The 21,748-nt window shown below is 75.1% G+C and carries 23 protein-coding genes; 10 read left to right on the top strand and 13 right to left on the bottom strand.

Translation table 11 applies throughout. The annotated features are described in order from the left end of the window. Positions 1–151: 151 nt before the first annotated feature. The 3 genes from ACI79C_RS24310 to ACI79C_RS24320 are packed head-to-tail and all read left to right on the top strand — an operon-like array spanning position 152 to position 2,583. Positions 152–1,153 carry an anti-sigma factor RsbA family regulatory protein gene (locus ACI79C_RS24310; protein ID WP_456948273.1) on the top strand — a complete coding sequence of 334 codons (1,002 nt, stop codon included), beginning with the start codon at positions 152–154 and terminating at the stop codon, positions 1,151–1,153. A gap of 46 nt (positions 1,154–1,199) precedes the next feature. Further along, the gene (locus tag ACI79C_RS24315; protein WP_456948274.1) at positions 1,200–2,045 is read left to right on the top strand and encodes an SDR family oxidoreductase; all 846 of its coding nucleotides are present in this window, start codon (positions 1,200–1,202) and stop codon (positions 2,043–2,045) included. A 7-nt stretch (positions 2,046–2,052) separates the two neighbouring features. Beyond that, the gene (locus ACI79C_RS24320) at positions 2,053–2,583 is read left to right on the top strand and encodes a MarR family winged helix-turn-helix transcriptional regulator (protein ID WP_456948275.1); all 531 of its coding nucleotides are present in this window, start codon (positions 2,053–2,055) and stop codon (positions 2,581–2,583) included. Between the two features lie 19 nt (positions 2,584–2,602). On the opposite strand, the gene ACI79C_RS24325 is transcribed toward ACI79C_RS24320, so the two are convergent. The 4 genes from ACI79C_RS24325 to ACI79C_RS24340 form a co-directional block, all read right to left on the bottom strand. Beyond that, positions 2,603–3,385, bottom strand: a complete 783-nt coding sequence (locus tag ACI79C_RS24325) for a DUF899 family protein (RefSeq protein ID WP_456948276.1) — start codon at positions 3,383–3,385, stop codon at positions 2,603–2,605. Between the two features lie 135 nt (positions 3,386–3,520). After that, entirely contained in the window at positions 3,521–4,531 is a 1,011-nt protein-coding gene (locus ACI79C_RS24330; protein WP_456948277.1) for an ATP-dependent DNA ligase, read from the bottom strand. A gap of 150 nt (positions 4,532–4,681) precedes the next feature. Beyond that, positions 4,682–5,074: a MerR family transcriptional regulator gene (locus ACI79C_RS24335; RefSeq protein WP_456948278.1), complete on the bottom strand. Its 393-nt coding sequence runs from the start codon at positions 5,072–5,074 to the stop codon at positions 4,682–4,684. Next, positions 5,074–6,540, bottom strand: coding sequence for a SulP family inorganic anion transporter (locus ACI79C_RS24340; protein ID WP_456948279.1), 1,467 nt, complete (start codon positions 6,538–6,540; stop codon positions 5,074–5,076). The genes ACI79C_RS24335 and ACI79C_RS24340 overlap by 1 nt, the downstream gene beginning before the upstream one ends. 184 nt (positions 6,541–6,724) lie before the next feature. On the opposite strand from ACI79C_RS24340, the gene ACI79C_RS24345 reads away from it, so the two are divergent. Both ACI79C_RS24345 and ACI79C_RS24350 read left to right on the top strand, forming a co-directional pair. Further along, the gene (locus ACI79C_RS24345) at positions 6,725–7,297 is read left to right on the top strand and encodes an NADPH-dependent FMN reductase (RefSeq protein WP_456948280.1); all 573 of its coding nucleotides are present in this window, start codon (positions 6,725–6,727) and stop codon (positions 7,295–7,297) included. A gap of 220 nt (positions 7,298–7,517) precedes the next feature. Continuing rightward, the gene (locus tag ACI79C_RS24350) at positions 7,518–7,997 is read left to right on the top strand and encodes a DnaJ family domain-containing protein (protein ID WP_456948281.1); all 480 of its coding nucleotides are present in this window, start codon (positions 7,518–7,520) and stop codon (positions 7,995–7,997) included. A gap of 87 nt (positions 7,998–8,084) precedes the next feature. On the opposite strand, the gene ACI79C_RS24355 is transcribed toward ACI79C_RS24350, so the two are convergent. Beyond that, positions 8,085–8,453 carry a nuclear transport factor 2 family protein gene (locus ACI79C_RS24355; RefSeq protein WP_456948282.1) on the bottom strand — a complete coding sequence of 123 codons (369 nt, stop codon included), beginning with the start codon at positions 8,451–8,453 and terminating at the stop codon, positions 8,085–8,087. 20 nt (positions 8,454–8,473) lie between these two features. Next, complete coding sequence (locus ACI79C_RS24360; protein WP_456948283.1) at positions 8,474–8,863, bottom strand: hypothetical protein; 390 nt, start codon at positions 8,861–8,863, stop codon at positions 8,474–8,476. 87 nt (positions 8,864–8,950) lie between these two features. On the opposite strand from ACI79C_RS24360, the gene ACI79C_RS24365 reads away from it, so the two are divergent. Both ACI79C_RS24365 and ACI79C_RS24370 read left to right on the top strand, forming a co-directional pair. Continuing rightward, positions 8,951–9,769, top strand: a complete 819-nt coding sequence (locus ACI79C_RS24365) for a helix-turn-helix domain-containing protein (protein ID WP_456948284.1) — start codon at positions 8,951–8,953, stop codon at positions 9,767–9,769. A gap of 29 nt (positions 9,770–9,798) precedes the next feature. Then, positions 9,799–9,999 carry a hypothetical protein gene (locus tag ACI79C_RS24370; protein WP_456948285.1) on the top strand — a complete coding sequence of 67 codons (201 nt, stop codon included), beginning with the start codon at positions 9,799–9,801 and terminating at the stop codon, positions 9,997–9,999. Positions 10,000–10,080: 81 nt separating this feature from the next. Here the strand turns inward: ACI79C_RS24370 and ACI79C_RS24375 are convergent, their stop codons facing one another. The 7 genes from ACI79C_RS24375 to ACI79C_RS24405 form a co-directional block, all read right to left on the bottom strand. After that, entirely contained in the window at positions 10,081–11,952 is a 1,872-nt protein-coding gene (locus tag ACI79C_RS24375) for a hydantoinase B/oxoprolinase family protein (RefSeq protein WP_456948286.1), read from the bottom strand. After that, on the bottom strand, positions 11,949–14,027 hold the full coding sequence (locus tag ACI79C_RS24380) for a hydantoinase/oxoprolinase family protein (protein WP_456948287.1): 2,079 nt from the start codon (positions 14,025–14,027) through the stop codon (positions 11,949–11,951). The genes ACI79C_RS24375 and ACI79C_RS24380 overlap by 4 nt, the downstream gene beginning before the upstream one ends. A gap of 210 nt (positions 14,028–14,237) precedes the next feature. Beyond that, positions 14,238–14,420: a hypothetical protein gene (locus tag ACI79C_RS24385; protein ID WP_456948288.1), complete on the bottom strand. Its 183-nt coding sequence runs from the start codon at positions 14,418–14,420 to the stop codon at positions 14,238–14,240. Further along, complete coding sequence (locus ACI79C_RS24390) at positions 14,417–15,532, bottom strand: winged helix DNA-binding domain-containing protein (protein WP_456948289.1); 1,116 nt, start codon at positions 15,530–15,532, stop codon at positions 14,417–14,419. Before ACI79C_RS24390 ends, ACI79C_RS24385 begins: the two co-directional genes overlap by 4 nt. Before the next feature lie 31 nt (positions 15,533–15,563). Continuing rightward, a complete protein-coding gene (locus ACI79C_RS24395) occupies positions 15,564–16,004 on the bottom strand; it encodes a DUF1707 SHOCT-like domain-containing protein (RefSeq protein WP_456948290.1) in 441 nt (146 codons plus the stop codon). Between the two features lie 166 nt (positions 16,005–16,170). Then, positions 16,171–17,376, bottom strand: coding sequence for a globin domain-containing protein (locus tag ACI79C_RS24400; protein ID WP_456948291.1), 1,206 nt, complete (start codon positions 17,374–17,376; stop codon positions 16,171–16,173). A gap of 126 nt (positions 17,377–17,502) precedes the next feature. After that, positions 17,503–17,919, bottom strand: a complete 417-nt coding sequence (locus tag ACI79C_RS24405) for a MarR family winged helix-turn-helix transcriptional regulator (protein WP_456948292.1) — start codon at positions 17,917–17,919, stop codon at positions 17,503–17,505. Positions 17,920–17,986: 67 nt separating this feature from the next. Here ACI79C_RS24405 and ACI79C_RS24410 point away from each other — a divergent pair, with 67 nt between their 5' ends. From ACI79C_RS24410 to ACI79C_RS24420, 3 genes are all read left to right on the top strand, one after another. Beyond that, positions 17,987–19,834 carry an ABC transporter ATP-binding protein gene (locus ACI79C_RS24410; RefSeq protein ID WP_456948293.1) on the top strand — a complete coding sequence of 616 codons (1,848 nt, stop codon included), beginning with the start codon at positions 17,987–17,989 and terminating at the stop codon, positions 19,832–19,834. A gap of 102 nt (positions 19,835–19,936) precedes the next feature. Continuing rightward, a complete protein-coding gene (locus ACI79C_RS24415) occupies positions 19,937–20,563 on the top strand; it encodes a dihydrofolate reductase family protein (protein ID WP_456948294.1) in 627 nt (208 codons plus the stop codon). 66 nt (positions 20,564–20,629) lie between these two features. Continuing rightward, positions 20,630–21,619 carry an LLM class flavin-dependent oxidoreductase gene (locus tag ACI79C_RS24420; protein ID WP_456948295.1) on the top strand — a complete coding sequence of 330 codons (990 nt, stop codon included), beginning with the start codon at positions 20,630–20,632 and terminating at the stop codon, positions 21,617–21,619. Positions 21,620–21,748: the final 129 nt, after the last annotated feature.

The following is a 21,748-nucleotide window of genomic DNA, read 5'->3' on the forward strand; positions in this document are numbered from 1 at the left end:
CGGGCGCCCGCCCCCCCCCCCCCCCCCCCCCCCCCCCCCCCCCCCCCCCCCCCCCCCCCCCCCCCCCCCCCCCCCCCCCCCCCCCCCCCCCCCCCCCCCCCCCCCCCCCCCCCCCCCCCCCCCCCCCACGGCCAGGAAGAGGACGGGAACGGTGCACCACCGGGCAGAGGAGCGTGCCGCGCTGCGCGCACAGCACGTCCTGCCCGGTCGCCGGCACAGCACCCGGCCGCACGCCGCCGCCCTCGTCGGCTCGGAGGACGAGCTGCTGGCCGTGGCCGTCCCCTTCGTGGAGGAGGGCCTGCGCGCCGGCGACCTCACCGTGCTGTCCTGCGGGCCGGAGACCGCCGCGCTGGTCGCCGGTGCCCTCGGCGAGCGGGCCGGCAGCGTGGAGACCGACGCCCGCGTCTCGCTGCTGGACACCCGGGCACCGGATGCCATCGGCGCCACCCGGCAGCTGCTCGACCGTGCGGCGACCACCCCCTCGGGCTGGCTGCGGGTGCTGGGCCAGACCGAGTTCGGTCCGGAGCCGGCCACCTGGCGCGAGGGGCAGCGCTACGAGGCCGCGGTGAACGCGCTGCTGGACGGCTGCCCGCTGACCGCGACGTGCCTCTACGACCGCCGGACGTTGCCGCCCGAGGTGGTCGAGACGGCCACCCGGACGCACCCGGAGCTGGTGTCCCCCGGCGGGCGGACGGTCAGCCCCCACTACCGCGACCCGGCCGAGTACCTCGCGGGCCTGCCGGCGCCGCGCGAGCCGGTGGAGGACACCCCACCGGTGCTCGTCGTCGACGACGCCCCCACCCTGGCCGGGTTGCGCCACGCGATCGGCGCGGTCCTCGCCACCCGGGTGCCCGACCGCGAGCAGCGCGAGGACCTGCACCTGGCCACCAGCGAGGTGGCGGCCAACGCGTTCCGGCACGGCCGGCGTCCGGTCTCCGCACGGATGTGGACCGACGGGACCCGGATGGTCTGCACCATCACCGACTCCGGGACCACCTTCGGCGATCCGCTCTCCGGCTTCCAGCCGGCTCACGGCGCCGACCTGAGCCGCGGCGGCATGGGCCTGTGGCTGGCGCGAAAGCTGTGGGACTCGGTGGACCTGCTCCCCGGCCCCGACGGTCTCTGCGTGCGGCTGAGCACCCGCCTGTCCTGAGACCCGGTCCTTGACTCGGTAGATACCTCACTGCTGAGGTATCCGCGTGATCGTGGTGACGGCGGCGGGCGGGCAGACCGGCACCGCCGTCGTCTCGGCCCTGCGGGCGCGCGGGGAGGCGGTGCGTGCCGTCGTCTCCCGTCGGGGCCCGCGGCCGGAGCTGACCGCGCTGGGCGCGCAGGTCGCGGTCGCGGAGCTGACCCAGCCGCTGCCGTGGGCCGACCTCCTGGCCGGCGCCGACGCGCTGTACCTGATCTGGCCGAACTTCGACCCGGACGAGGCCGAGGGGGCTCCCGCGCTGTTCGGCGAGGCGCGCCGGGCCGGCGTCCGTCGGGTCGTCTACCACTCCGTCCTGCGGCCCCAGGCCCGGACGATGCCGCACCACGCGGCCAAGGACCGCGCCGAGGAGGCCCTCGACGCCTCCGGCCTGGCCTGGCGGGTGCTGCAGCCGTGCGCCTACGCGCAGAACCTCGACGACTCGGTGGCCGACGCGGCGCGCACCGGCCGGCTGCGCAGCCCCTGGGGCCTGCGGACGGCGCAGTCGCTGGTCGACCTGTCCGACGTCGCCGAGGCCGCGGCGGTGCTGCTCACCGAGGAGGGCCTGGACGGCGGGACCTTCGAGGCGGCCGGGCCCGAGCCGCTGACCGCGCCGCGCCTGGCCGACCTGGTCGCGGCACACCTCGGCCGGGACGTGACCGCGGAGGACGTCGTCCCGCGGGGGGAGGTGCCGGCCGCCTATGCCGGGCGCTGCCGCCGGCTGATGTTCGACCACTACCGGGCGCACGGCTTCGTCGGCAGCCCGCGGGTCCTCACCGCGCTGCTGGGCCGGCCGCCCCGCACCTACGCCGAGCACCTGGCGTCCCTCGCGGCGCCGGGCGGGCCGGAACGGTGACCGGGCGGTGACCGAGCGCACTAGCGTGACCCGGGTGGGGGACGCGGTCGACCTGATCCTCGAGCAGTGGGGCCGGGAGCGTCCCGACCTCGACTGCAGCCCGATGGGCGTCATCGGCCGGATCTCCCAGCTGCAGCGCGAGGTCTTCCTCGCCCAGCGGGCCACCTTCGCCCGGCACGGCCTGGACGCGCCCTCCTTCGACGTGCTCGCCGCGCTGCGCCGGGCGGGGGAGCCCTACCAGCTCACCCCGACCGCGCTCATGCGCACCGCGCTGGTGACCTCCGGCGCGATCACCCAGCGGCTGGACCGGCTGGAGGAGAAGGGCCTGATCACCCGGGGGCGCAGCGAGGCCGACGGGCGGGCCGTCGTCGTCACGCTCACCGACGCCGGCCGCGCCGCGCTGGACGCCGCCCTGCCCGACCACCTGGAGACCGAGCGCGGGCTCCTCGCCGGGCTCACCGAGGACGACCGCGAGCAGCTCGCCGGGCTGCTGCGTCGCCTGCTGGTCGCGCTCGGCCGGGTGCCGCAGGAACCGTGACGCCCGCGACGGCGACGGGTCAGTGGTGGGCGCCGTGCCGGCCGAGGGTCGCCTCGGGGGTCGCGCCGGGGCGGGTCCACTGCGGTACGGGGCGGCTGGTCGGGCCCCAGGTGGGGTTCCCGTCGGCGTCCGAGCGCCAGTACCAGCACGCGTGGTTCCCCTCGGGCCAGCCCTCGGGCTTGTCCTCCCACGTCTCTCCGCGGCCGTAGGGCGTCCTGTCGAGCAGGCCGAAGGACCCGGCGACCGGCTCGTTGCCGCGGCCGGTCGTGGAGTAGGTGAGGAACGCACGGTCGCCGTCGCGCAGGAAGCTGGTCAGGAACCCCATCTCCCCGCCGACCGGCTCGGCCACGTCGCGGACCGAGTACCAGGGCTGGGTGTAGCCCATGAACTCGACGTAGGCGGCCACCTCGTCCCACCGGCCCGTGGTGAGGACGGCGAACGAGACGCCGCGGGCCTCGAGGTACACGGTGTCCCGCAGCTGCCAGGTCGTCATGGTGCAGCCCTCGCACTGCCCCTGGTGCGGCGCGCCGTCGTACCACATGTGCTTGTAGACAACGAGCTCGTCGCGGCCCTGGAACAGCTCCAGGAACGGGACCGGGCCGGCGGGTCCGACGACCTCGACCGTCCCGTCGAACTCGACCATCGGCAGCCGGCGGCGGGCCGCGGCCAGGGCGTCGCCCTCGCGGGTGTGGGCCTTCTCGCGGACCAGGAGCTCCTGCCGGGCGGCCTGCCAGGTGGCCAGGTCGACGACGGGCGGGCGGCCGGGCAGCGCGGTGGTCGGGTTCCCGGGCGCGGTGGTCATGGCGTCCTCCGTGGGATCTCGTGCCGGGCGGCGGCGTACGACGGTCACCAGGACCGACTCGCGACCCCGCCGGAACTCATCGGCCGTGCGCGCCCGGCCGCGACCGCGTCGGGCGGCGCGGCCACGGGCGCCCGGTCAGACCCCGGGCACGTCCTCCGGGACGAGGTCGGGGCGCACCCGCACGAAGCGCAGGGGGTGGCGGAACACGCCGGCCTGCAGCGCGGCGTCGGCGCTGACCTCCACGACGACGTCCGGCCGCACCCGGGTGAGCGGCACCGACAGCCGGCCGCCGCCGAAACGGCCGGTGCCGATCCGGTCCGGCCACGGGTGCCCGGGCCCGGCGGGGCGGAGGACGGCGGCCAGCTCGGCGGCCTGCTCCGGCGCCAGCGGGCTGGTGCGCCCGACCACCACCAGCTCGCCGTCCCGGTAGCGGCCGGCCACCAGCTGGCTGGGTCGCTCGACCGGGCCGATGACCCCGCCGGCGACGACCTCGGTGGTCTCCCAGGACTTGACCTTCACCCACTCCCGCCGGCCGGGCGCGTAGCGGGTGGCCGCACCCTTGGCGACCAGCCCCTCCACCCCGGCGGCGCGCCACTCGGTGGACCACTGCTCGGCCTCGGCGCGGTCGGTGGTGGCCGGGGAGAGCTGCAGCGGCGGCGCCCAGCGGGCGGCCAGCTCCTCCAGCGCCGCCCGGCGCTCCCGCAGCCGGCGACCGCGCAGGTCCACCCCGCCGAGGGCGAGCAGGTCGAAGGCGACGTAGGAGGCCGGGGCGGCGGCCACCAGTGCGCTCATCCGGCCGGGCGCGGTCACCATCCGGCGCTGGAGCAGCCCGAAGTCCAGCCGCGACCCGTTCCACACGACGACCTCGCCGTCCACCACCGTGCCGGCGGGCACCTGGGCCACCGCCGCGGCGGCCACGTCGGGGAAGCGGGCGGTGAGGTCACGGCCCTGCTTGGACCACAGCCGGGTGGTGCCGCCGGTGCGGACGACGACCAGGCGGTAGCCGTCCCACTTGGGCTCGTAGACCACGCCGCCGGGCAGCGCGTCGGCCCGCGGGATGTCCCGGACGGGCTTGGCCAGCTCCACCGCCACCGGCCCGGCCAGCTCGGGCGGCAGGTCGGGCAGGCCGGGGACGGACAGTGGCACGTCGGCCAGCCTGGGGCGTCCGCTGCCGTCCCGCAGGGCGCTGAGCTCGGTGTTCACCCCTTCGTGGCAGGTCGCCACCCTCCGCGAGGGACCGGGCGGGACGCACGTTCCCGCGCGGACGGTCAAGTCACGATGGGGGAACGGGGCGGGTCAGGTGCGCTCGGTGGCCAGGCGGTCGGCGAGGGTGCCGGCGAAGTCCTCGGCGACGGCGAGCTCGGCGCGCAGCGCGTCGACCCGGACCCGGGCGGCCTCGTGGAACACCCGGAGCCGGTCGAGGAGCCGGTCGCGGTCCGTCCCGGTGGCCGCCGCCAGGTCGGCGAGCAGGGTGAGCAGCTCACGCATCTCCTCGAGGGAGAAGCCGAGCGGCTTCATCCGCTTGACCACCTCGAGCCGGGCGACGTCCTCGGAGCTGTAGAGCCGGAACCCGCCCTCGCTGCGGGCGGTCGGCACGACCAGCCCGCTCTCCTCGTAGAAGCGGATGGTGCGCAGGCTCAGCCCGGTGCGCTCGGCGACCTGGCCGATCTGGAGCAGGCGGGCAGCCATCAGTGCGCCCCGGCGAGCTGACCGGTGTGCCGCTCGTACCGGTCGGCCGAGTGCCCGGTCAGGCCGGTGATCTCGACGGTCTTCCCGCGGCTGGCGTACTTGTGGGTGATCGCGTCGAGCGCGGCGACGGTGGAGGCGTCCCAGACCGAGGCCCGGGACAGGTCGATGACCACGTGCTGCGGGTCCCCGGCGTAGTCGAACTGGGTGTGGAGGTCGTTGCTGGAGGCGAAGAAGAGCGCCCCCTGCACGGTGTAGACCCGGCTGCCGTCCGGGCTCGGGACGCTGCTGACCTCGGCGAGGCGGGCGACGCGGCGCGCGAAGAGGACGCACGCCACGAGGACGCCGGCGCCGACCCCGACGGCCAGGTTGTGCGTGAGCAGGGTGCCGGCGACGGTCGTGAGCATCACCGCGGTCTCGCTGCGCGGCATCCGGGGCAGGGTGCGCAGGCTGTGCCAGTCGAAGGTCGCGATCGACACGAACACCATCACCGCCACGAGCGCGGCCATCGGGATCACCGCGACGACGTCGCCGAGGACGACCACGAGGACCAGCAGGAGGACGCCGGCGAGGAAGGTCGACAGCCGTGTCCGCGCGCCGGACCGCACGTTGATCATGGTCTGGCCGATCATCGCGCAGCCGCCCATGCCGCCGAAGAAGCCGGTGACGATGTTGGCCACGCCCTGCCCCCAGGACTCGCGGGTCTTGTCCGAGTGGGTGTCGGTGATGTCGTCGACCAGCTTGGCGGTCATCAGGGACTCCAGGAGCCCGACGAACGCGACGCCCAGGGCGTACGGCGCGATGATCGTGAGCGTCTCGAGGGTGAACGGCACGTCGGGCAGCGCGAGGAACGGCAGGCTGCCGGGCAGCTCGCCCTGGTCACCGACGTCCGGGACGGACACGCCCGCCGCGACGGTCAGGCCGGTGAGCACGACGATCGCCACCAGTGGCGCCGGGACGACGGTGGTGAGGCGCGGCAGCAGGAAGATGATCGCCAGTCCGGCGGCGGCCATCGGGTAGACCAGCCAGGGGACGCCCACCAGGTGCGGCAGCTGCGCGGTGAAGATGAGGATCGCCAGCGCGTTGACGAAGCCGACCATCACGCTGCGCGGGACGAACCGCATCAGCCGGGCCACGCCGACGGCGGCCAGCAGGACCTGGAACACGCCGCCGAGGACCACCGCGGCCAGCAGGTACTCGAGCCCGTGGTCGCGGGCGAGCGGGGCGACGACCAGGGCGATCGCGCCGGTGGCGGCGCTGATCATCGCCGGGCGGCCACCGGTGAACGAGATGACGACGGCCATCGTGAAGGACGCGAACAGCCCGACGCGGGGGTCGACGCCGGCCAGGATCGAGAAGCTGATCGCCTCGGGGATGAGGGCCAGCGCGACCACGAGGCCGGCCAGCACCTCGGTGCGGGCCACGGTCGGGGACAGCCAGGCCGGGCGGGTCGGGCGCAGGGAGGGCACGGGTCTACTCCGGTTCGGCGGCGAGGGGATGCGTGCACCCGCGGGGCGTCGTCGCAGCCGGGGGAGAGCGGGTCCGACCCTACCCTGACGTGAGGGTCGGGTCGGTGCGCTTTGCGCCACAGTGGGGAATCGGTGGACCATCCTGCGGTTGAGAGCTCAACGAAGCGATCGAGAGGAGCTCTCCGTGTCCCGTCCCGTCCTGCAGGTCATCGCCGCCAGCACCCGGCCCGGTCGCCGCGGTCTCGCCGTCGCCCGGTGGGTGGCCCGCCTGGCGGAGGAGCACGGGGGCTTCGACGTCGAGCTGGTCGACCTCGCCGAGGTCGGGCTGCCGGTGTTCGACGAGCCCGACCACCCGCGGCTGCAGCAGTACGTCCACCAGCACACCAAGGACTGGAGCGCGACGGTCTCCCGCGCCGACGCGTTCGTCTTCGTGACCCCGGAGTACAACCACTCCTTCCCGGGTGCGCTGAAGAACGCCCTGGACTTCCTCTCCGCCGAGTGGGCCGACAAGGCGGCCGGCCTGGTGACCTACGGCGGCGTCTCGGCCGGCCTGCGCGCGTCGAGCGCGCTCAAGCCGGTGCTCGGCGCCCTGCGGGTGCTGCCGGTGGTCGAGGCGGTGTCGGTCCCGTTCTTCGCCCAGTTCCTCGACGAGGACGAGGAGTTCGTGCCCAACGCCGAGCTGACGGCCGGCGGCACGGCGATGCTCGACGAGCTGCAGCGGGTCACCGCCGCGCTGCGCCCCCTCCGCGCCGCCTGAGGAGGACCCTCCGCCCCACCCCTCGCGAGCTCGCGGCGGGCCCCTGCAGAGGGCCGCTCCAACGATCATGGGATCGGGACGCGACATCCTGACGGTGACCGGCGTGTCGCCGTCGCAGGTCCATGATCGAACGGGGACCGGGACGGAGCGGCTGGAGGACGGAGACGGATCGGGCCGAGGACCGGGCGGGCGGACCGCTCCCGGTGTCACCCTGGAGGGGATGACCGAGCGCAGACCACCGGGCATGTCCTTCGAGACCTGGGTCGACCAGCAGATCACCCAGGCCCAGGCCCGCGGGGCCTTCGCGGACCTCGAGGGTGCCGGCCGGCCGCTGCGCCGGCGGGAGCGGGAGCAGAGCAGCTACGAGTGGGCCCTGGAGTGGGCGCGCCGGCAGCAGGCCGACCCGCGCGACCTGCTGCCGCCCGGCATGGCGTTGCGCAAGGAGCGCGACGAGCTCCCCGAGCGCGTGGCGGGGCTGCCCTCGGAGGCGGCCGTGCGCGCGGTGGTCGACGACTTCAACGCCCGCGTCCAGGCCTTCTGGCGCCGTCCGCAGGAGAGCCGCTGGGCGCCCGTGCCCGGCCTGGCCGACCTCGACGCGCTGCTCGAGCACTGGCGGGCCACCCGCCCGCCGCCGCCCCCGCCGGTGGAGGTCCCGGCGACTCCGCCGCCGCGTCGCAGGTGGTGGCACCGGCGGCGATGACCGCCGTCGGCTCGTGGCGGGTCGAGGCGGGCTGACCCGCGACGAGGCCGGTGGCCCCCCGCAGGGGACCACCGGCCCGGTCCGGGGTCAGGCGGCGGCCGGCACCCGGTCGAGGAAGCCCAGGACGGCGCGGATCCGCCCGTCGCCGTCGGTCACCGCGACGTCGAACCCGGCGATCGGCGCCTCCTGCCCCTCGGGGCCGAGGTGCCACGTGAAACGCACCTGGTCGTGGTGGGCGTCCACGGGGCCGGCGAGGCGGAACACGAAGCCGGGGAACCGTGCCTGGACGGCGGCGATGGTCGCCTCGATCGCGTCCCGTCCCGCCACGTCGGCCAGCGGGTCGGTGTAGCGGGCGTCCTCGGTGAACAGCTCCTCGACGGCGGTGCGGCGCGCGGCCGGGTCGGTCTCGTTCCAGGCCGCGAGGTAGCGGGTGGCCAGGTCGGGCGATGCGGTCATGGTCGGTCTCCTGTCGTGGGTCAGTTGCGGCGCAGGCCGGCGGCCTGCAGGACGGCGAAGGCGGCGACGACGAGGGCCTGCAGCACCAGCCAGACGGCGCCGACGGTCGTGGGCGAGCCGAGGCCGGCCAGCACGACGACGACGCTGCCGGCTGCCCACAGGGCGTTGGCCGTCACCACCGTGCGGACGGCGGCCGGGGCGGGGCGGGTGCCGACCAGCCACACCGCGGCGGCGAAGGCCAGCAGGAACACCCCGATCCCGCGCAGCCAGCCGGCGGGCAGGCCGAGCAGGTCGGCGAGGGGAGAGGCGGCGAGCAGGTACGCGGCGCCGTTGAGCCCGGTGACGACGGCGTCGAGCCGCAGCGCCGGCCGGAGCAGGGGGAGCGGAGCGGGGCGGGTTGTCGTGGTCATGGCGACCACCGTGACCCCGCCGGCGAGGCAGGTCGATTACCTGCCAGGTAAGCGACGCCGAGGCTCTCCGTCGCTAGCGTCGAGGACATGACAGCCGTCGAGGCGCGACCGTCGGTCGGCGAGCTGCTGCGCGACTGGCGGCAGCGGCGCCGGCTGTCCCAGCTGGACCTCGCGAGTGAAGCGGGGGTCTCCACCCGGCACCTGAGCTTCGTGGAGACCGGCCGGGCCCGGCCCAGCCGCGAGATGGTGCTGCACCTGGCCGAGCAGCTCGAGGTGCCGCTGCGTGAGCGCAACGAGCTGCTGCTCGCGGCCGGGTACGCCCCGGTCTACGGACGCCGCCGGCTGGAGGACCCGGACATGGCCGCCGTCCGCACGGCCCTGGACCGCGTGCTGGCCGCCCACGAGCCCTACCCGGCCCTGGCCGTCGACCGCGGCTGGCACCTGGTCGCGGCCAACCGCAGCATCGCGCTGCTCACCGAGGGGGCCGACCCGGCGCTGCTCGAGCCGCCGGTGAACGTGCTGCGGCTCGGCCTGCACCCCCGCGGGCTGGCGCCCCGGATCCTGAACCTGCCGCAGTGGCGCACCCACCTGCTCGCCCGCCTGGCCCGGGAGGCGCACCTGACCGCCGACCCGGCTCTCGCCGCCCTGCACCGGGAGCTCGCGGCGCTGCCCGGCGGCTTCGACCGCCGCCCGCCCGACGGCATCGCCGTGCCGCTGCGCGTGCGGCACGGGGACGACGTGCTGAGCTTCCTCAGCACGGTCACCACGTTCGGGACCGCGGTCGACCTCACCGCCGCCGAGCTGTCGGTGGAGGCGTTCCTGCCCGCCGACGACGCCACCGCCCGGTGGCTGGCCGGCCGTTCACCGGCAGCGAACGAGCCGGGTAGCGCAGCGGGGGCCGGGTAGGTGAGCGGCCCCGAGATGAGGAGGTCGCCATGACCGAGGTACCGGGCACCGACCGCGACCAGGCGCGCGAGAACGTCCTGCACGAGACGCCGCTGGTCCCCGAGGACGTCGAGGGCGCCGGGGACGACGACCCGCGCCACACCGACCACCCGACCTACCGCGGCGACGAGGGCCAGACCGGGGACGACGTCAAGCCGCCGGCCGGCAGCACCGGGCTGGACACACCCTGATGCCCCTGGCGTGCTCGTGCTCTGCATGCCGAGGGCACGCAGAGCACGAGCACGCCGGGAGGACGGACCCGGCGGGGGTCCTCAGAGGACGTCGAACTCGTTGAACGCCGCGCCGCCGGAGAGCACCGCGTAGCCCGGGCCGCGGTCGAAGAAGGGCTCCTCGCCGGTGCGGGCCGCCCGCAACGACGCCCGCAGCTCCTCGGTCGCGGCCTCGTCGGCGGTCCCGTCCCCGCGCACCACCACGCCGTAGTCCTCCCGGGCGCCGGTCACCGACACCTTCCGCCAGGCGATGTCGCGCAGGACCTCGTCGACCGGCCGGTCCAGCGGGTCACCCCAGCCGCCGCCGCCCGTCGTCCGGATGCGGACGACGGTGCCGGCCGCCAGCGGCTCGGCGTCGGCGAGCGCGTCGACGTCGTGCTCGTCCGGGCCGCCCGGGTCGACGGTGATCTGGAACGGCTTGCCCGCCTTGCCGCCGTTGACGCCCCAGCAGGCGAGGATCGAGCGGTCGGCGATGGACATGAAGTGCGCGTCGCGGAGCACCCGGATGTGCTTCTCGTAGCCGCAGCCGCCGCGGTAGCGGCCGGGGCCGCCGGAGTCCATCGCGAGGCCCAGCCGCTCCACCCGCAGCGGGAACCGGCCCTCGGTGAACTCCGTCGGCAGGTTCCGCGAGTCGGGGACGACGTGGATGGTGTCCTCGCCGTCGGCGTAGTACCGCCCGCCAGAGCCACCGCCCAGCACCTCGCGCATGAGGTAGGGCTGGCCGTCGGCGTCGGTGCCGTAGACGCCGGTGTAGCGGATCGTCTCCTGGTCGGCGGGCATGCGGCCGCCGGTGGCCTTGGCCAGCACGCCCGCGAGGACGCCCAGCAGCCGCAGGATCACGAACGTCCGGGCGTTGGTCGGCGCCGGGAAGACGGGCGTGAGCAGCGTGCCCTTCTCCGGGAAGCGCATCTCGATCAGCGGCACGACGCCCTCGTTGACGTCGAGCTCGGCCATCCGCTCCGGCGTCTCGGCCAGGTTGCGCAGGATCGGCGCGAGCCACTTCTTGAGGAAGTTGCCGTCGGCGTAGTCCCCGCAGTGGTTGATCGGGCCCTTGGCCTGCGGGCCGGTGCCGGTGAAGTCGATGACCAGCGGGGTCTCCCGGGCGGAGTCCATGGTCAGCGTGATCCGCTGCCGGTGCAGCTGCGGCTCCTCCACGCCGTCGTGCTCGGCGTAGTCCTCCCACACGTAGGTACCGTCGGGGATCTGGGACAGGATCTCCCGCCGGTAGACCTCGGTGGAGTTGGCCAGGATCGCGTCGAAGCACGCCTCGACCGCCGCGACCCCGTACCGGTCGAACAGCTCGCCCAGGCGCCGGGCGCCGGCCAGGCACGCCGAGCACTCGGCGTCGAGGTCGGCGGCCAGCGAGTCGGGCATCCGCGAGTTGCGGGTCATGATCTTCAGCGCGCTCTCGTTGGGCACGCCGCGGTCCCACAGCTTGATCGGGGGGACCATCAGGCCCTCCTCGTACACGCTGGTCGCCGCGCTCGGCATCGACCCGGGGACGGCGCCGCCGATGTCGTCGTGGTGGCCGAACGCCTGGATGAACGCGACCACCCGCTCGGCGCCGTCCACGTGCGCGAAGACCGGCACGGTGACGCACAGGTCGGGCAGGTGGCCGATCCCGCCCTCGGAGAGGTAGACGTCGTTGTGGAAGAAGACGTCGCCGACGTTCATCGTCTCGATCGGGTAGTCGCGCACCACCGGGTGCACGAGCGCCGAGTACGAGCGGCCGGTGAGCTTGCGCAGCTGCCGGTCGTGGATGCCGGCCCGGAAGTCGTGCGCGTCGCGGATCATCGGCGACCGTGAGGTGCGCCCGATGGAGGTCTCGACCTCCTTCTCGATCGCGGCCAGCGTGCCGGCGACGATCTCGACGAGCACCGGGTCGGTGGGGACCGTGCCGTCGGTGAGGCTCATCGGTCGGTCTCCTTCGTGAGCAGCAGGTTGCCGTGGGCGTCGACGGTGGCGAGGAAGCCGGGGTGCACCGGCACGGTGGAGCCGAACTCCTCGATGACCGCCGGGCCACTGACCACGTCACCGGGGCCGAGGTCGGGCCGGTCGTAGGTCGGGGTGTCGACCCAGTCGTCGAAGAACACCCGGCGCGAGCCGGTGACGGCCCGGTCCGTCCCGCCCTCCTTCGCGGTCAGCTCCACCATGTCCGGACGGCGGATCGGGCCGATCCCGCTGACCCGGAGGTTCACCCACTCCACGGCCTGGCGCGGGTCGTCGGCGAAGTCGTAGCCGTAGAGCTGCCGGTGCGCGGCGTGGAACGCCTGGGCGACCGCCTCGGCGGCGCCCGCGTCGAGCTCGCCGTCGGCCACCGGCACCCGCACCTCGAACGCCTGTCCCACGTAGCGCAGGTCGGCGGTGCGCTGCACCCGCTGCTGGTCGGGGGCGAAGCCCTCGCCGTCCAGCGCGGTCCGGGCCTGACCCTCGAGGTCGGCGTACACGGCGCGCACCCGGTCCAGGTCGAGGTCGGCGTGCCGCTGGATCGCCGTCTGGACGTGGTCGTTGCGGACGTCGACGGTGAGCAGGCCGAAGGCGCTGACGTTGCCCGGGTTCGGCGGCACCAGCGTCCGCGGGAGCCCGAGGATGTCCATCAGCCGGCAGGCCAGCAGCGACCCGGAGCCGCCGAACGTGGTCAGCGTGAAGTCGCGGACGTCCAGGCCGCGGGCGACGGTCACCTGGCGCAGCGCGTTGGCCTGGTTCCACGCGGAGATCTCGAGGATGCCCGTGGCCGTGCGCTCCAGCGAGAGGTCCAACTCCGCGCCGAGGGCGGTCAGGCCCTTGGCGGCGGCGTCCACCGACAGCGGGATCTCCCCACCGAGCAGGTGCGGGGGGATGCGCCCGAGGACGACGTGCGCGTCGGTGACCGTGGGCTGGTCGCCGCCGTCCGGGTAGCACATGGGCCCGGGGTCGGCGCCGGCCGACTTCGGGCCCACCTTGAGCGTGCCCTCCGGCGACAGCCAGGCGATCGAGCCGCCGCCCGCGCCGACGGTGACGACGTCGATCATCGGGATCTTGGACGGGTAGTCGCCCACCGAGCCCTCGGTGGTCAGGGTCGGCTCGCCGTCGATGACCACCGTGACGTCGGTGGAGGTGCCGCCGCCGTCACAGGTGAGCACGCGGTCGAAGCCCGCGGTGCCCGCGATGAGCGCGGCGCCGAGGGCGCCGGCCGCGGGGCCGGAGAGCATCGTGGTGATCGGCTGGTGCACGACCTCGTGCGCCGAGAGCACGCCGCCGTTGCTCTTCATCACGTAGAACGGCACGCCGGGGGCGATCTCGTCCAGGCGGGCGCGGATGTTGCCGACGTACGCGCCGACCTTCGGCTTCACCGCGGCGTCGACCAGCGTGGTCACCGAGCGCTCGTACTCGCGGTACTCGCGCAGCACCTCGCTCGACAGCGAGACGACCGCGCCGGGGTGCTCCTCGCGGATCACCTCGAGCATGCGGCGCTCGTGCGCGTCGTTCGCGTAGGAGTGCAGGAAGCAGACGCCGACGGTGCTGATCCCGGCCTCGGCGAAGAACCGGGCCGCGGCGCGGGCGTCGTCCTCGTCGAAGGGGCGCACCTCCTCGCCCCGGTGGTCGAGCCGGCCCCGCACGGTGCGCACGAGGTCGGCCGGGACGATCCGCGGCGGCTTGACCCAGAAGTAGCTGTTGCCGTAGCCGTCGGGCACCGACTGGCGGGCGATCTCCAGCACCGACTCGTAGCCCTCGGTGGTGATGAACCCGATCCGGTCGAGCTTGCCCTCGAGCAGCTGGTTGGTCGCCACGGTCGTCCCGTGGCTGACGGCGGTGACCGCCTCGCCGCGCAGGCCCATGAGGTCGAGCACCTTGCCGACGCCGGTGAGGAAGCCCTCCGCGGGGTCGGCGGGGGTCGACGGCGTCTTCGTGGTGGTGGTCTCACCGGTCTCCTCGTCCACCGCGACGACGTCGGTGAACGTCCCCCCGGTGTCGATGCCGATGCGGACCCGGCGGGGTGGCGCACTCATGGGAGATACCTTAGCGCTGAGATAACGCCTCGGGAAGCTCCGCGGAGGCCCGGGGTGGCGCACCCTGCGTCGCCGCGAGGTGCGCCGGGTCCGGGTGCCCGGGGCCGACTCGTGGGCGCGGCCGGTCCGGAAGACGATCCCGACCAGGTCCCGCAGGGCCGCGAGGGAGACGCCGAGGTGCCCGGCGGCGCGCGGCCAGGGACCGAATGGCTACTGCTCCGGTGTCTCCCGCCCCACCGAGCCGCCCGCCCGGTCGGCGTCGGTCACCTCGTCCTCGCGGGGGGCGACGGTCGCGGCCGGGCGCTCGACGTCGTCGGCGCCCGGTCCGGGGTCCTCGTCGAAGTCCCGCAGCGCGTCGTCCGGCGCCAGGAAGGCGTCGTCGGGGCCGGTCATGGCTTCTCCCCTCCGTCGAACTGGACGTCCTCCAGGGTGCCCCCGCGGAACGCGGCCAGCCGCTCGGCCTCGGTCCTGACCGCCTCCCGCAGCGCGGACGTCGGTGCGCGCCAGAGCTCGACGGCCACGGTGAGCGACGAGCCGGACTTCCGCGGCCGCCAGGTGCCGTCGACCTCCCCGTCGACCAGCACCGCGCCGGGCCGGCCGAGCACCGGCCACAGCGCCTTCGCCCGGTCGGCCCGGCATACCAACAGCTCCCGGTCGCGGGCCTGCAGGAACAGGTCGAAGGGCCCGAGCAGCCGCGTGCCGGTCGCCTCGGGGACCTCGGCGAGCCGGTCGGCGTCCGCGGCGAGCAGCCAGCGCCGCTCGCCGTCGACGGACACCTCGACGGCGTCCTGCGGCCAGCGGGCCTGCACGTCCTCGACCGGGGCGTCGAGGTACCCGGCGACGAGCTTCGGCGTCGTCGGCCCGAGCAGTCGCAGGCACGCCCGGACGACGTCGAACCGCGGTGGCACCGTCTCGCTCGGGACCAGCCCCGGCACCGGGCGCAGGACCGGCGGCGAGGTCCCCGGCTCGAGCTCGAGCCCGGCGCGCAGGGCCGCCAGCCGGAAGGGTTGCTCGTAGAGGTGCGTGGCCTGGCAGGGCCGGCAGTACCGCAGGTAGGGCTCGGGCATCAGCTCGGCCAGCCGCCTCGACACCTCGCCCTTGACCATGGGTGCGGTGACCAGCGACCGCATCGCGGCGGCGATCGAGTCCAGGGCCTCGAGGGTGCCGATGCCCGCGGCCTTGAGCGGCTTGGCGGCGTCGTAGACCCGCTTGCCCGCGTCGGCGTCGGAGAACGGCGCGGTGGCGGCGGCCACCGCAGGGAGGTCCTCCCGGCGGTACAGGTGCGGAGCGCCGCGGATGGTCCACACGGTGGCCAGGGCGTCGTCGGGCAGGTCCGCCACGTCGACGCCCCGCAGCGCCAGCGCCCACAGCCCGCCGTCGGGCCCGGTGTCCTGGGCGCCGAGGTCGAGCAGCGCCGTGTCGGCGAGGCTCCCGGTCGCGCGGTCCAGCTGCTGGGCGGAGACCCGCAGGTCCAGGACCTGCCGACGGCTCATGGGGAGGGACACGCGGGGACGCTGGCACCGGGAGGGGGGGCCGTCAACGCCTCGGCCGCCCGATCCCGACCGCGTAGAGCACCGCCAGGACCGCGCCGGGCGGGCCGGCCACCCAGACCCACCACGGGTGCACGAACTCGCCGCTGGTGAGCGAGACCAGGCCCCACACCACCAGGTTGATCGCGGTGATGCTGGCCCAGACGATGGTGAGCACGCGCATCGCCATGCCGCCGGCGTCGGCGGAGAACGCGCCGCCCAGCGGCAGCCGCCGGGGTGCCGGTGGGGCCGGTGGTGGCTCGGGCAGGTCCCGGGTGACGGCGGCGAGCTCGCCGCGGGTGCGGGCCGCCCACGCCGACTGCACGCGGGTGTCGAACTCGTGCAGGTCCAGCTGGCCGGCCGCGACGGCGCGGCGCAGCCGCTCCTGCACCACGGCCCGCTCGGGGTCCGAGACGCGGTACTCGTCGGGGCGCACGGGGTCGGTCACGCCGCCGATCGTGGCACCTCCGGGAGCGTGATCGGGGCCGATCGGGCCGCGCGGACGGCCGGCGCCCACCGAGTCGCACGAACCCGTGGCGATCGGGGCGGGATCGCCACGGGTTCGTGCGACTCGACGCGCAGCGGATCCGCGCAGGGGGCCGCCCGCAGCCCCGTCAGTCGGCGTCGGCCTGCCACAGGTCTGGGCCGAACACCTCGTACTGGATGTCCCGGGGGGAGACCCCCCGGTCCAGCAGCGTCTGGCGGACCGCCTTCATGAACGGCAGTGGGCCGCAGAGGTAGTGGACGGCGTCGTCGGGCAGGTCGACCTCGGAGAGGTCCATGACCCCCTCGGAGACGCCGTCCACCGGCAGGCTGCACTCGGCGCCCTGCTCGAACCACACGTGCACCCGGCCCTCGGGCAGCTTGCGGACGTCGTCGAGCACCTGGTGCCGCAGCGCCCAGGCCGCCTCGTCGACGTCGGCGTGCAGCAGCGTGACGTCGAGGTGTGACCCCGCCTTGGCCAGGTGGGAGAGCATGCCGGCCATCGGGGTGATGCCGATCCCGGCGCTGGCGAACACCGCGGGACGGGAGTCGTCGAGGACGACGTCCCCGAAGGGCAGCGACATCGTGACCGTGTCGCCGACGTCGACCCGGTCGTGCAGGAGGTTGGAGACCTCGCCGTCGGGCTTGTCGCCGCCGTGCACGCGCTTGACCGCGAAGGAGCGGTGCTCGCCGTCGTCGGCCCGGGTGAGGCTGTACTGCCGCGGCTGCTGGATGCCGTCGGGCACCGGCACCCGCACGGTGACGTACTGGCCGGGCAGGGAGGTCTTCACCAGCCGGTCGTCGATGCGCTTGACGGTGAAGACGGCGACGTCGTCGGTCTCCCGGCGCTTGTCGACGACCTCCCACTCGCGCCACACCGTCTCGGGTCGCACGCCGCGGGCGCTGTAGAGGCCGCGCTCCTGGTTGATCAGCGCCCAGGCCATCAGCCAGTAGACCTCGTCCCAGGCGGCGGCGACCTCGGGGGTGACCGCGTCACCGAGGACGTCGACGATCGCCCAGAACAGGTGGTCGTGCACCACCTGGTACTGCGCGGGCTGGATCCCCAGCGAGGCGTGCTTGTGCGCGACCCGGTTGAGCAGGTGCTCGGGGAGCCGGTCGGGGTGGTTGACCAGGGCGCTGGCGAACATCGCCACCGAGCCGGCCAGCGCCTGCTGCTGGGTGCCCTCGGCCTGGTTGCCGCGGTTGAACGTGCCGTCGAGCAGTTCCGGGTGCTCGCCGAACAGGTGCGCGTAGAACCGCTCGGCGATCGCGCCGATGTTCTCGCCGACCACGGGCAGGGTGGCCTCGATGACGGGCTTGGCCTTCTCGGAGAGCACGGCGGAGTCCTTCCCCCTCGGTTGGTGTGACGGGTCCGTCACGCGCAACCCCCCGTAGCCCGGAGGCGTCGCCGGTACGCATCCGGTCGCACCCCATCTGGTCCCGCGCGGCCACGGGAGGAGGTCTCAGTCCGCGAGGTCGCGCAGGATCCGCGCCAGCGTCGTGCGGTCGGCCGGGTCGAGGCGGGCGAAGAGGTCGCGGGTGTCGGCCGCGCGCGCGGCGGCGACCTCCCGCTGCACCCGGCGTCCCTCGTCGGTCGCGGTGAGCACCACGGCGCGCCGGTCGGTCGGGTCGGGGGAGCGGCTGACCAGCCCGCGCGCCTCCAGGGCGTCGGCGACCTCGGTCGCCGACCGCGGCGCGATGTGCAGCGCCTCGGCGAGGTCCGACAGCCGGGTCCCCTCCCGCGTGTCGACGACGCGCAGCGCGCGGGCCTGGTGCGGGGAGAGCTCCCAGGGGGCCAGGGCGTCCCGCCAGCGCCGGCGCTGGGTGCGGGCCACCCGCATGAGCAGCTCGCCCAGCCCCTCGGCGTCGTCGTCGGTCACGGCGGGAATCCTACCGACGCTGCTACGGTTGCCTCATTGTGAGGTAACCGAAGTATCGGACCGGGAGGTGGTCGCCGTCGACGAGAGGACCGGAGGTGGCGGCGGGGGCGGGCGCTCGGGGCGCACCGTCGACCCCGCCGACCGCGCCCAGCTGGAGCGCTCGCCCGTGCCGCTGGGCCGGGTGGCCGCCCTCTTCGCCCCCCACCGGTGGCAGGTCGCCGCGGTGGTGGTGCTCATCGTCGCCGCCTCGGTGGTGGCGCTCGCGTCGCCGTTCCTCGTCCGGCTCGTGATCGACGAGGCGCTCCCGCGGCAGGACGTCCCGCTGCTGGCCTGGGCCGTCGCCGGGATGATCGCGGTCGCCGGCACCACCGCCGTCCTCGGGGTGGTGCAGACCTGGATCTCCACGACCGTCGGGCAGCGCGTGATGCACGGCCTGCGGACGGCGGTGTTCAGCCACCTGCAGCGCCAGTCGCTGGGCTTCTTCACCCGCACCCGCGGCGGCGAGGTGCAGTCGCGGCTCACCCACGACATCGCCGGCATGCAGTCGGTGGTCACCTCGACGGCGACCTCGCTGGCGTCCAACGCGACCACCGTCGTCGGCACCGTCGTCGCGATGGTGGCGCTGTCCTGGCGGCTGTCACTGCTCTCCCTCGTCGTCCTGCCGCCGGCGGTGCTGCTGACCCGCAAGGTCGCGCGGATGCGCCGGGCGGTCACCGCGCAGCGGCAGCGGGCCCTGGCCGACCTGCACGCGCAGGTCGAGGAGGGCCTGTCCGTCAGCGGCGTGCTGCTGGGCAAGACCCTGGGCGCCGGGCCCGCGCAGTCCCGCCGGTTCGCCGACACCTCGCAGGGCCTGGTCGGCCTGGAGGTGCGCTCCCAGCTGGCCGGCCGGTGGCGGATGGCGACGATGAGCATCGTCTTCGCCGGCATCCCGGCGCTGGTCTACCTGGCCGCGGGCCTGCCCGCGACCTCGGGCGGGATGACGATCGGCACGCTGGTCGCCTTCACCACGCTGCAGGGGGCGCTGTTCCGCCCGCTCATGCAGCTGCTCGACGTCGGCGTCTCGGTCACCGCCTCGATGGCGCTGTTCAGCCGGGTGTTCGAGTACCTGGACCTGCCGGTGGAAATCGACGACCCCGCCGTCCCCGTGCCGCTGGACCCCGCGGCGGTGCGCGGTGAGGTGCGCTTCGAGGGCGTCGGCTTCACCCATCCCGACGGGCACCGGCCCGCGCTGGCCGACGTCGACCTCGCCGTGCCGGCCGGGACGACCCTGGCGCTGGTGGGGGAGACCGGCTCGGGCAAGAGCACGCTGGCCTCGCTGGTCGCGCGGCTGGCCGACCCGACGACCGGCCGGGTGACCATCGACGGCCTCGACGTCCGGGACCTGTCCCTGGCCGCGCTCGCGCAGGTGGTGGGCGTCGTCGCGCAGGAGACCTACCTGCTGCACACGACGGTGCGGGAGAACCTGCGGCACGCCCGACCCGGGGCCACGGACGCCGAGATCGAGGACGCCGCCCGCCGTGCCCAGGTGCACGACGTCATCGCCGCGCTGCCCGACGGGTACGACACCGTGGTGGGCGCACGCGGGCACCGGTTCTCCGGTGGGGAGAAGCAGCGGCTGGCGATCGCCCGCACGCTGCTGCGCGACCCGCGCGTGCTCGTGCTCGACGAGGCGACCAGCGCGCTGGACACCGCCACCGAGCGCGCGGTGCAGGCAGCCCTCGACGAGGCCAGCCGCGGCCGGACGACGATCACCATCGCCCACCGGCTCTCCACCGTGCGCGACGCCGACCGGATCGCGGTGCTCTCGGCGGGCCGGGTGGTGGAGAGCGGGACGCACGAGCAGCTGCTCGCCGCCGGGGGCCGCTACGCCGGGCTCGTGGCCGCCGCCGACCGGGACGTCGCCCTCGCCGCCTGAGGAGGGGACCCCCGGGGACCCGGCGATGAGAAGGGGCCGGGTGTGCCGTCCTACCGGGGAGACCACCCGGCGCAGGCCGGGCCGCACCCGAGGAGGACCGCGATGCGACCGCTCGTCGTCACCACGTTCGTCACCCTGGACGGCGTCATGCAGGCCCCCGGCGGGCCGGGCGAGGACCCGGAGGGCGGGTTCTCCTACGAGGGCTGGCTGGTGCCGCACTTCGACGAGGACCTCGGCGCCCAGATGGAGGAGTGGTTCGTCCCCGCACAGGACTTCCTGCTCGGCCGGCGCACCTACGACATCTTCCACGCGTCCTGGCCGAAGATGCGGGACGAGAGCAGCGCGGTGTCGACCGGCCTCAACGACAAGACCAAGTACGTCGCCTCGCGGAGCCTCACCGCGGTGGAGTGGGAGACCGCGCGGCTGCTGGAGGGTCCCGTGCCCGACGCCGTCCGGGCGCTCAAGGCCGAGGACGGCGGGGAGCTGCAGGTGCACGGCTCGGCGGGGCTGGTGCAGACGCTGCTGCGCGAGGACCTGGTCGACGAGCTGCGGCTGGTCGTCTTCCCGGTGACCCTCGGCCAGGGCAAGCGGCTGTTCGGCGACGGGGCGATCCCGCGCACCTGGCGGCTGACCGCGGCCAAGGCGACCGGCTCGGGCGTGCTGATCGCCACCTACCAGCGGGCCGGTGAGGTGGAGACCGGCTCGGTGGGGCCCGAGTACGAGGAGTGACACACCCGGGAAGGACCGCGGCCCCCGACCCGTTGCTCGTGACAACACCACGGAAGAGGCACCGTCATGAGCATCCCGCTGTCCATCCTCGACCTGGCGCCGATCGCCAAGGGGTCGACCGCAGCCGACAGCATCGCCGCGAGCGTCGCGCTCGCGCAGCGTGCCGAGCAGACCGGGTACCGCCGGGTCTGGTACGCCGAGCACCACAACATGCCGCACATCGCGTCGTCCGCGACCAGCGTGCTCATCGCGCACGTCGGCGCGCAGACCTCGTCCATCCGGCTCGGGGCCGGCGGCGTCATGCTGCCCAACCACTCGCCGCTGACGATCGCCGAGCAGTTCGGCACCCTCGACGCGATGTACCCGGGCCGGATCGACCTGGGCCTGGGCCGGGCCCCGGGCTCGGACCAGAACACCATGTACGCGCTGCGCCGCGACCCCCGCTCGGCCGACCGCTTCCCGCAGGACGTCCTCGAGCTTCAGGCCTACCTGGCCGGGGAGTCGCGGGTGCCCGGCGTCGACGCGATCCCGGGGAAGGGGTCGCGGGTGCCGCTGTACGTCCTGGGCTCGTCGATGTTCGGTGCGTCGCTGGCCGCCGCGCTCGGCCTGCCCTACGCGTTCGCCTCGCACTTCGCCCCGGCGATGCTCCGGCCCGCGGTCGAGGCCTACCGGCGGGAGTTCACGCCGTCGGCGCAGCTGGACGCCCCGTACGTCATCGCCGGCGTGAACGTCGTCGCGGCCGACACCCGGTCGGCCGCCGAGGAGGCCCACGCCGCCGTCCGCCGGACGCTGGCCGTGGGGCTCTTCGGCCGTGGCCGCACGCTGTCGGACGACGAGGCGCAGCTGCTGCTCGACGGCGGCGCGGGCCTGCACGTCGACACGATGCTCACCCACACCGCCGTCGGGACGCCGGCCGAGGTCCGCGAGTACCTCGAGGGCTTCGCTGAGGAGGCCGACGCCGACGAGCTGATCGTGGCCCACCAGTTCCCGGGCACGGAGGGCCGGCTGCGCTCGGTCGAGCTCACCGCCGAGGCGATGCAGACCGTCCGAGCCTGATCCGCCCGGTCCCGGGGGGGGGGGGGGGGGGGGGGGGGGGGGGGGGGGGGGGGGGGGGCGGGGGGGGGGGGGGGGGCGGGGGGCGGGGCGGGGGGGGCGGGGGGTGTGGCCGGGCCTGAAGGGGCGTGG

The organism is Geodermatophilus sp. SYSU D00697 (assembly GCF_054050175.1).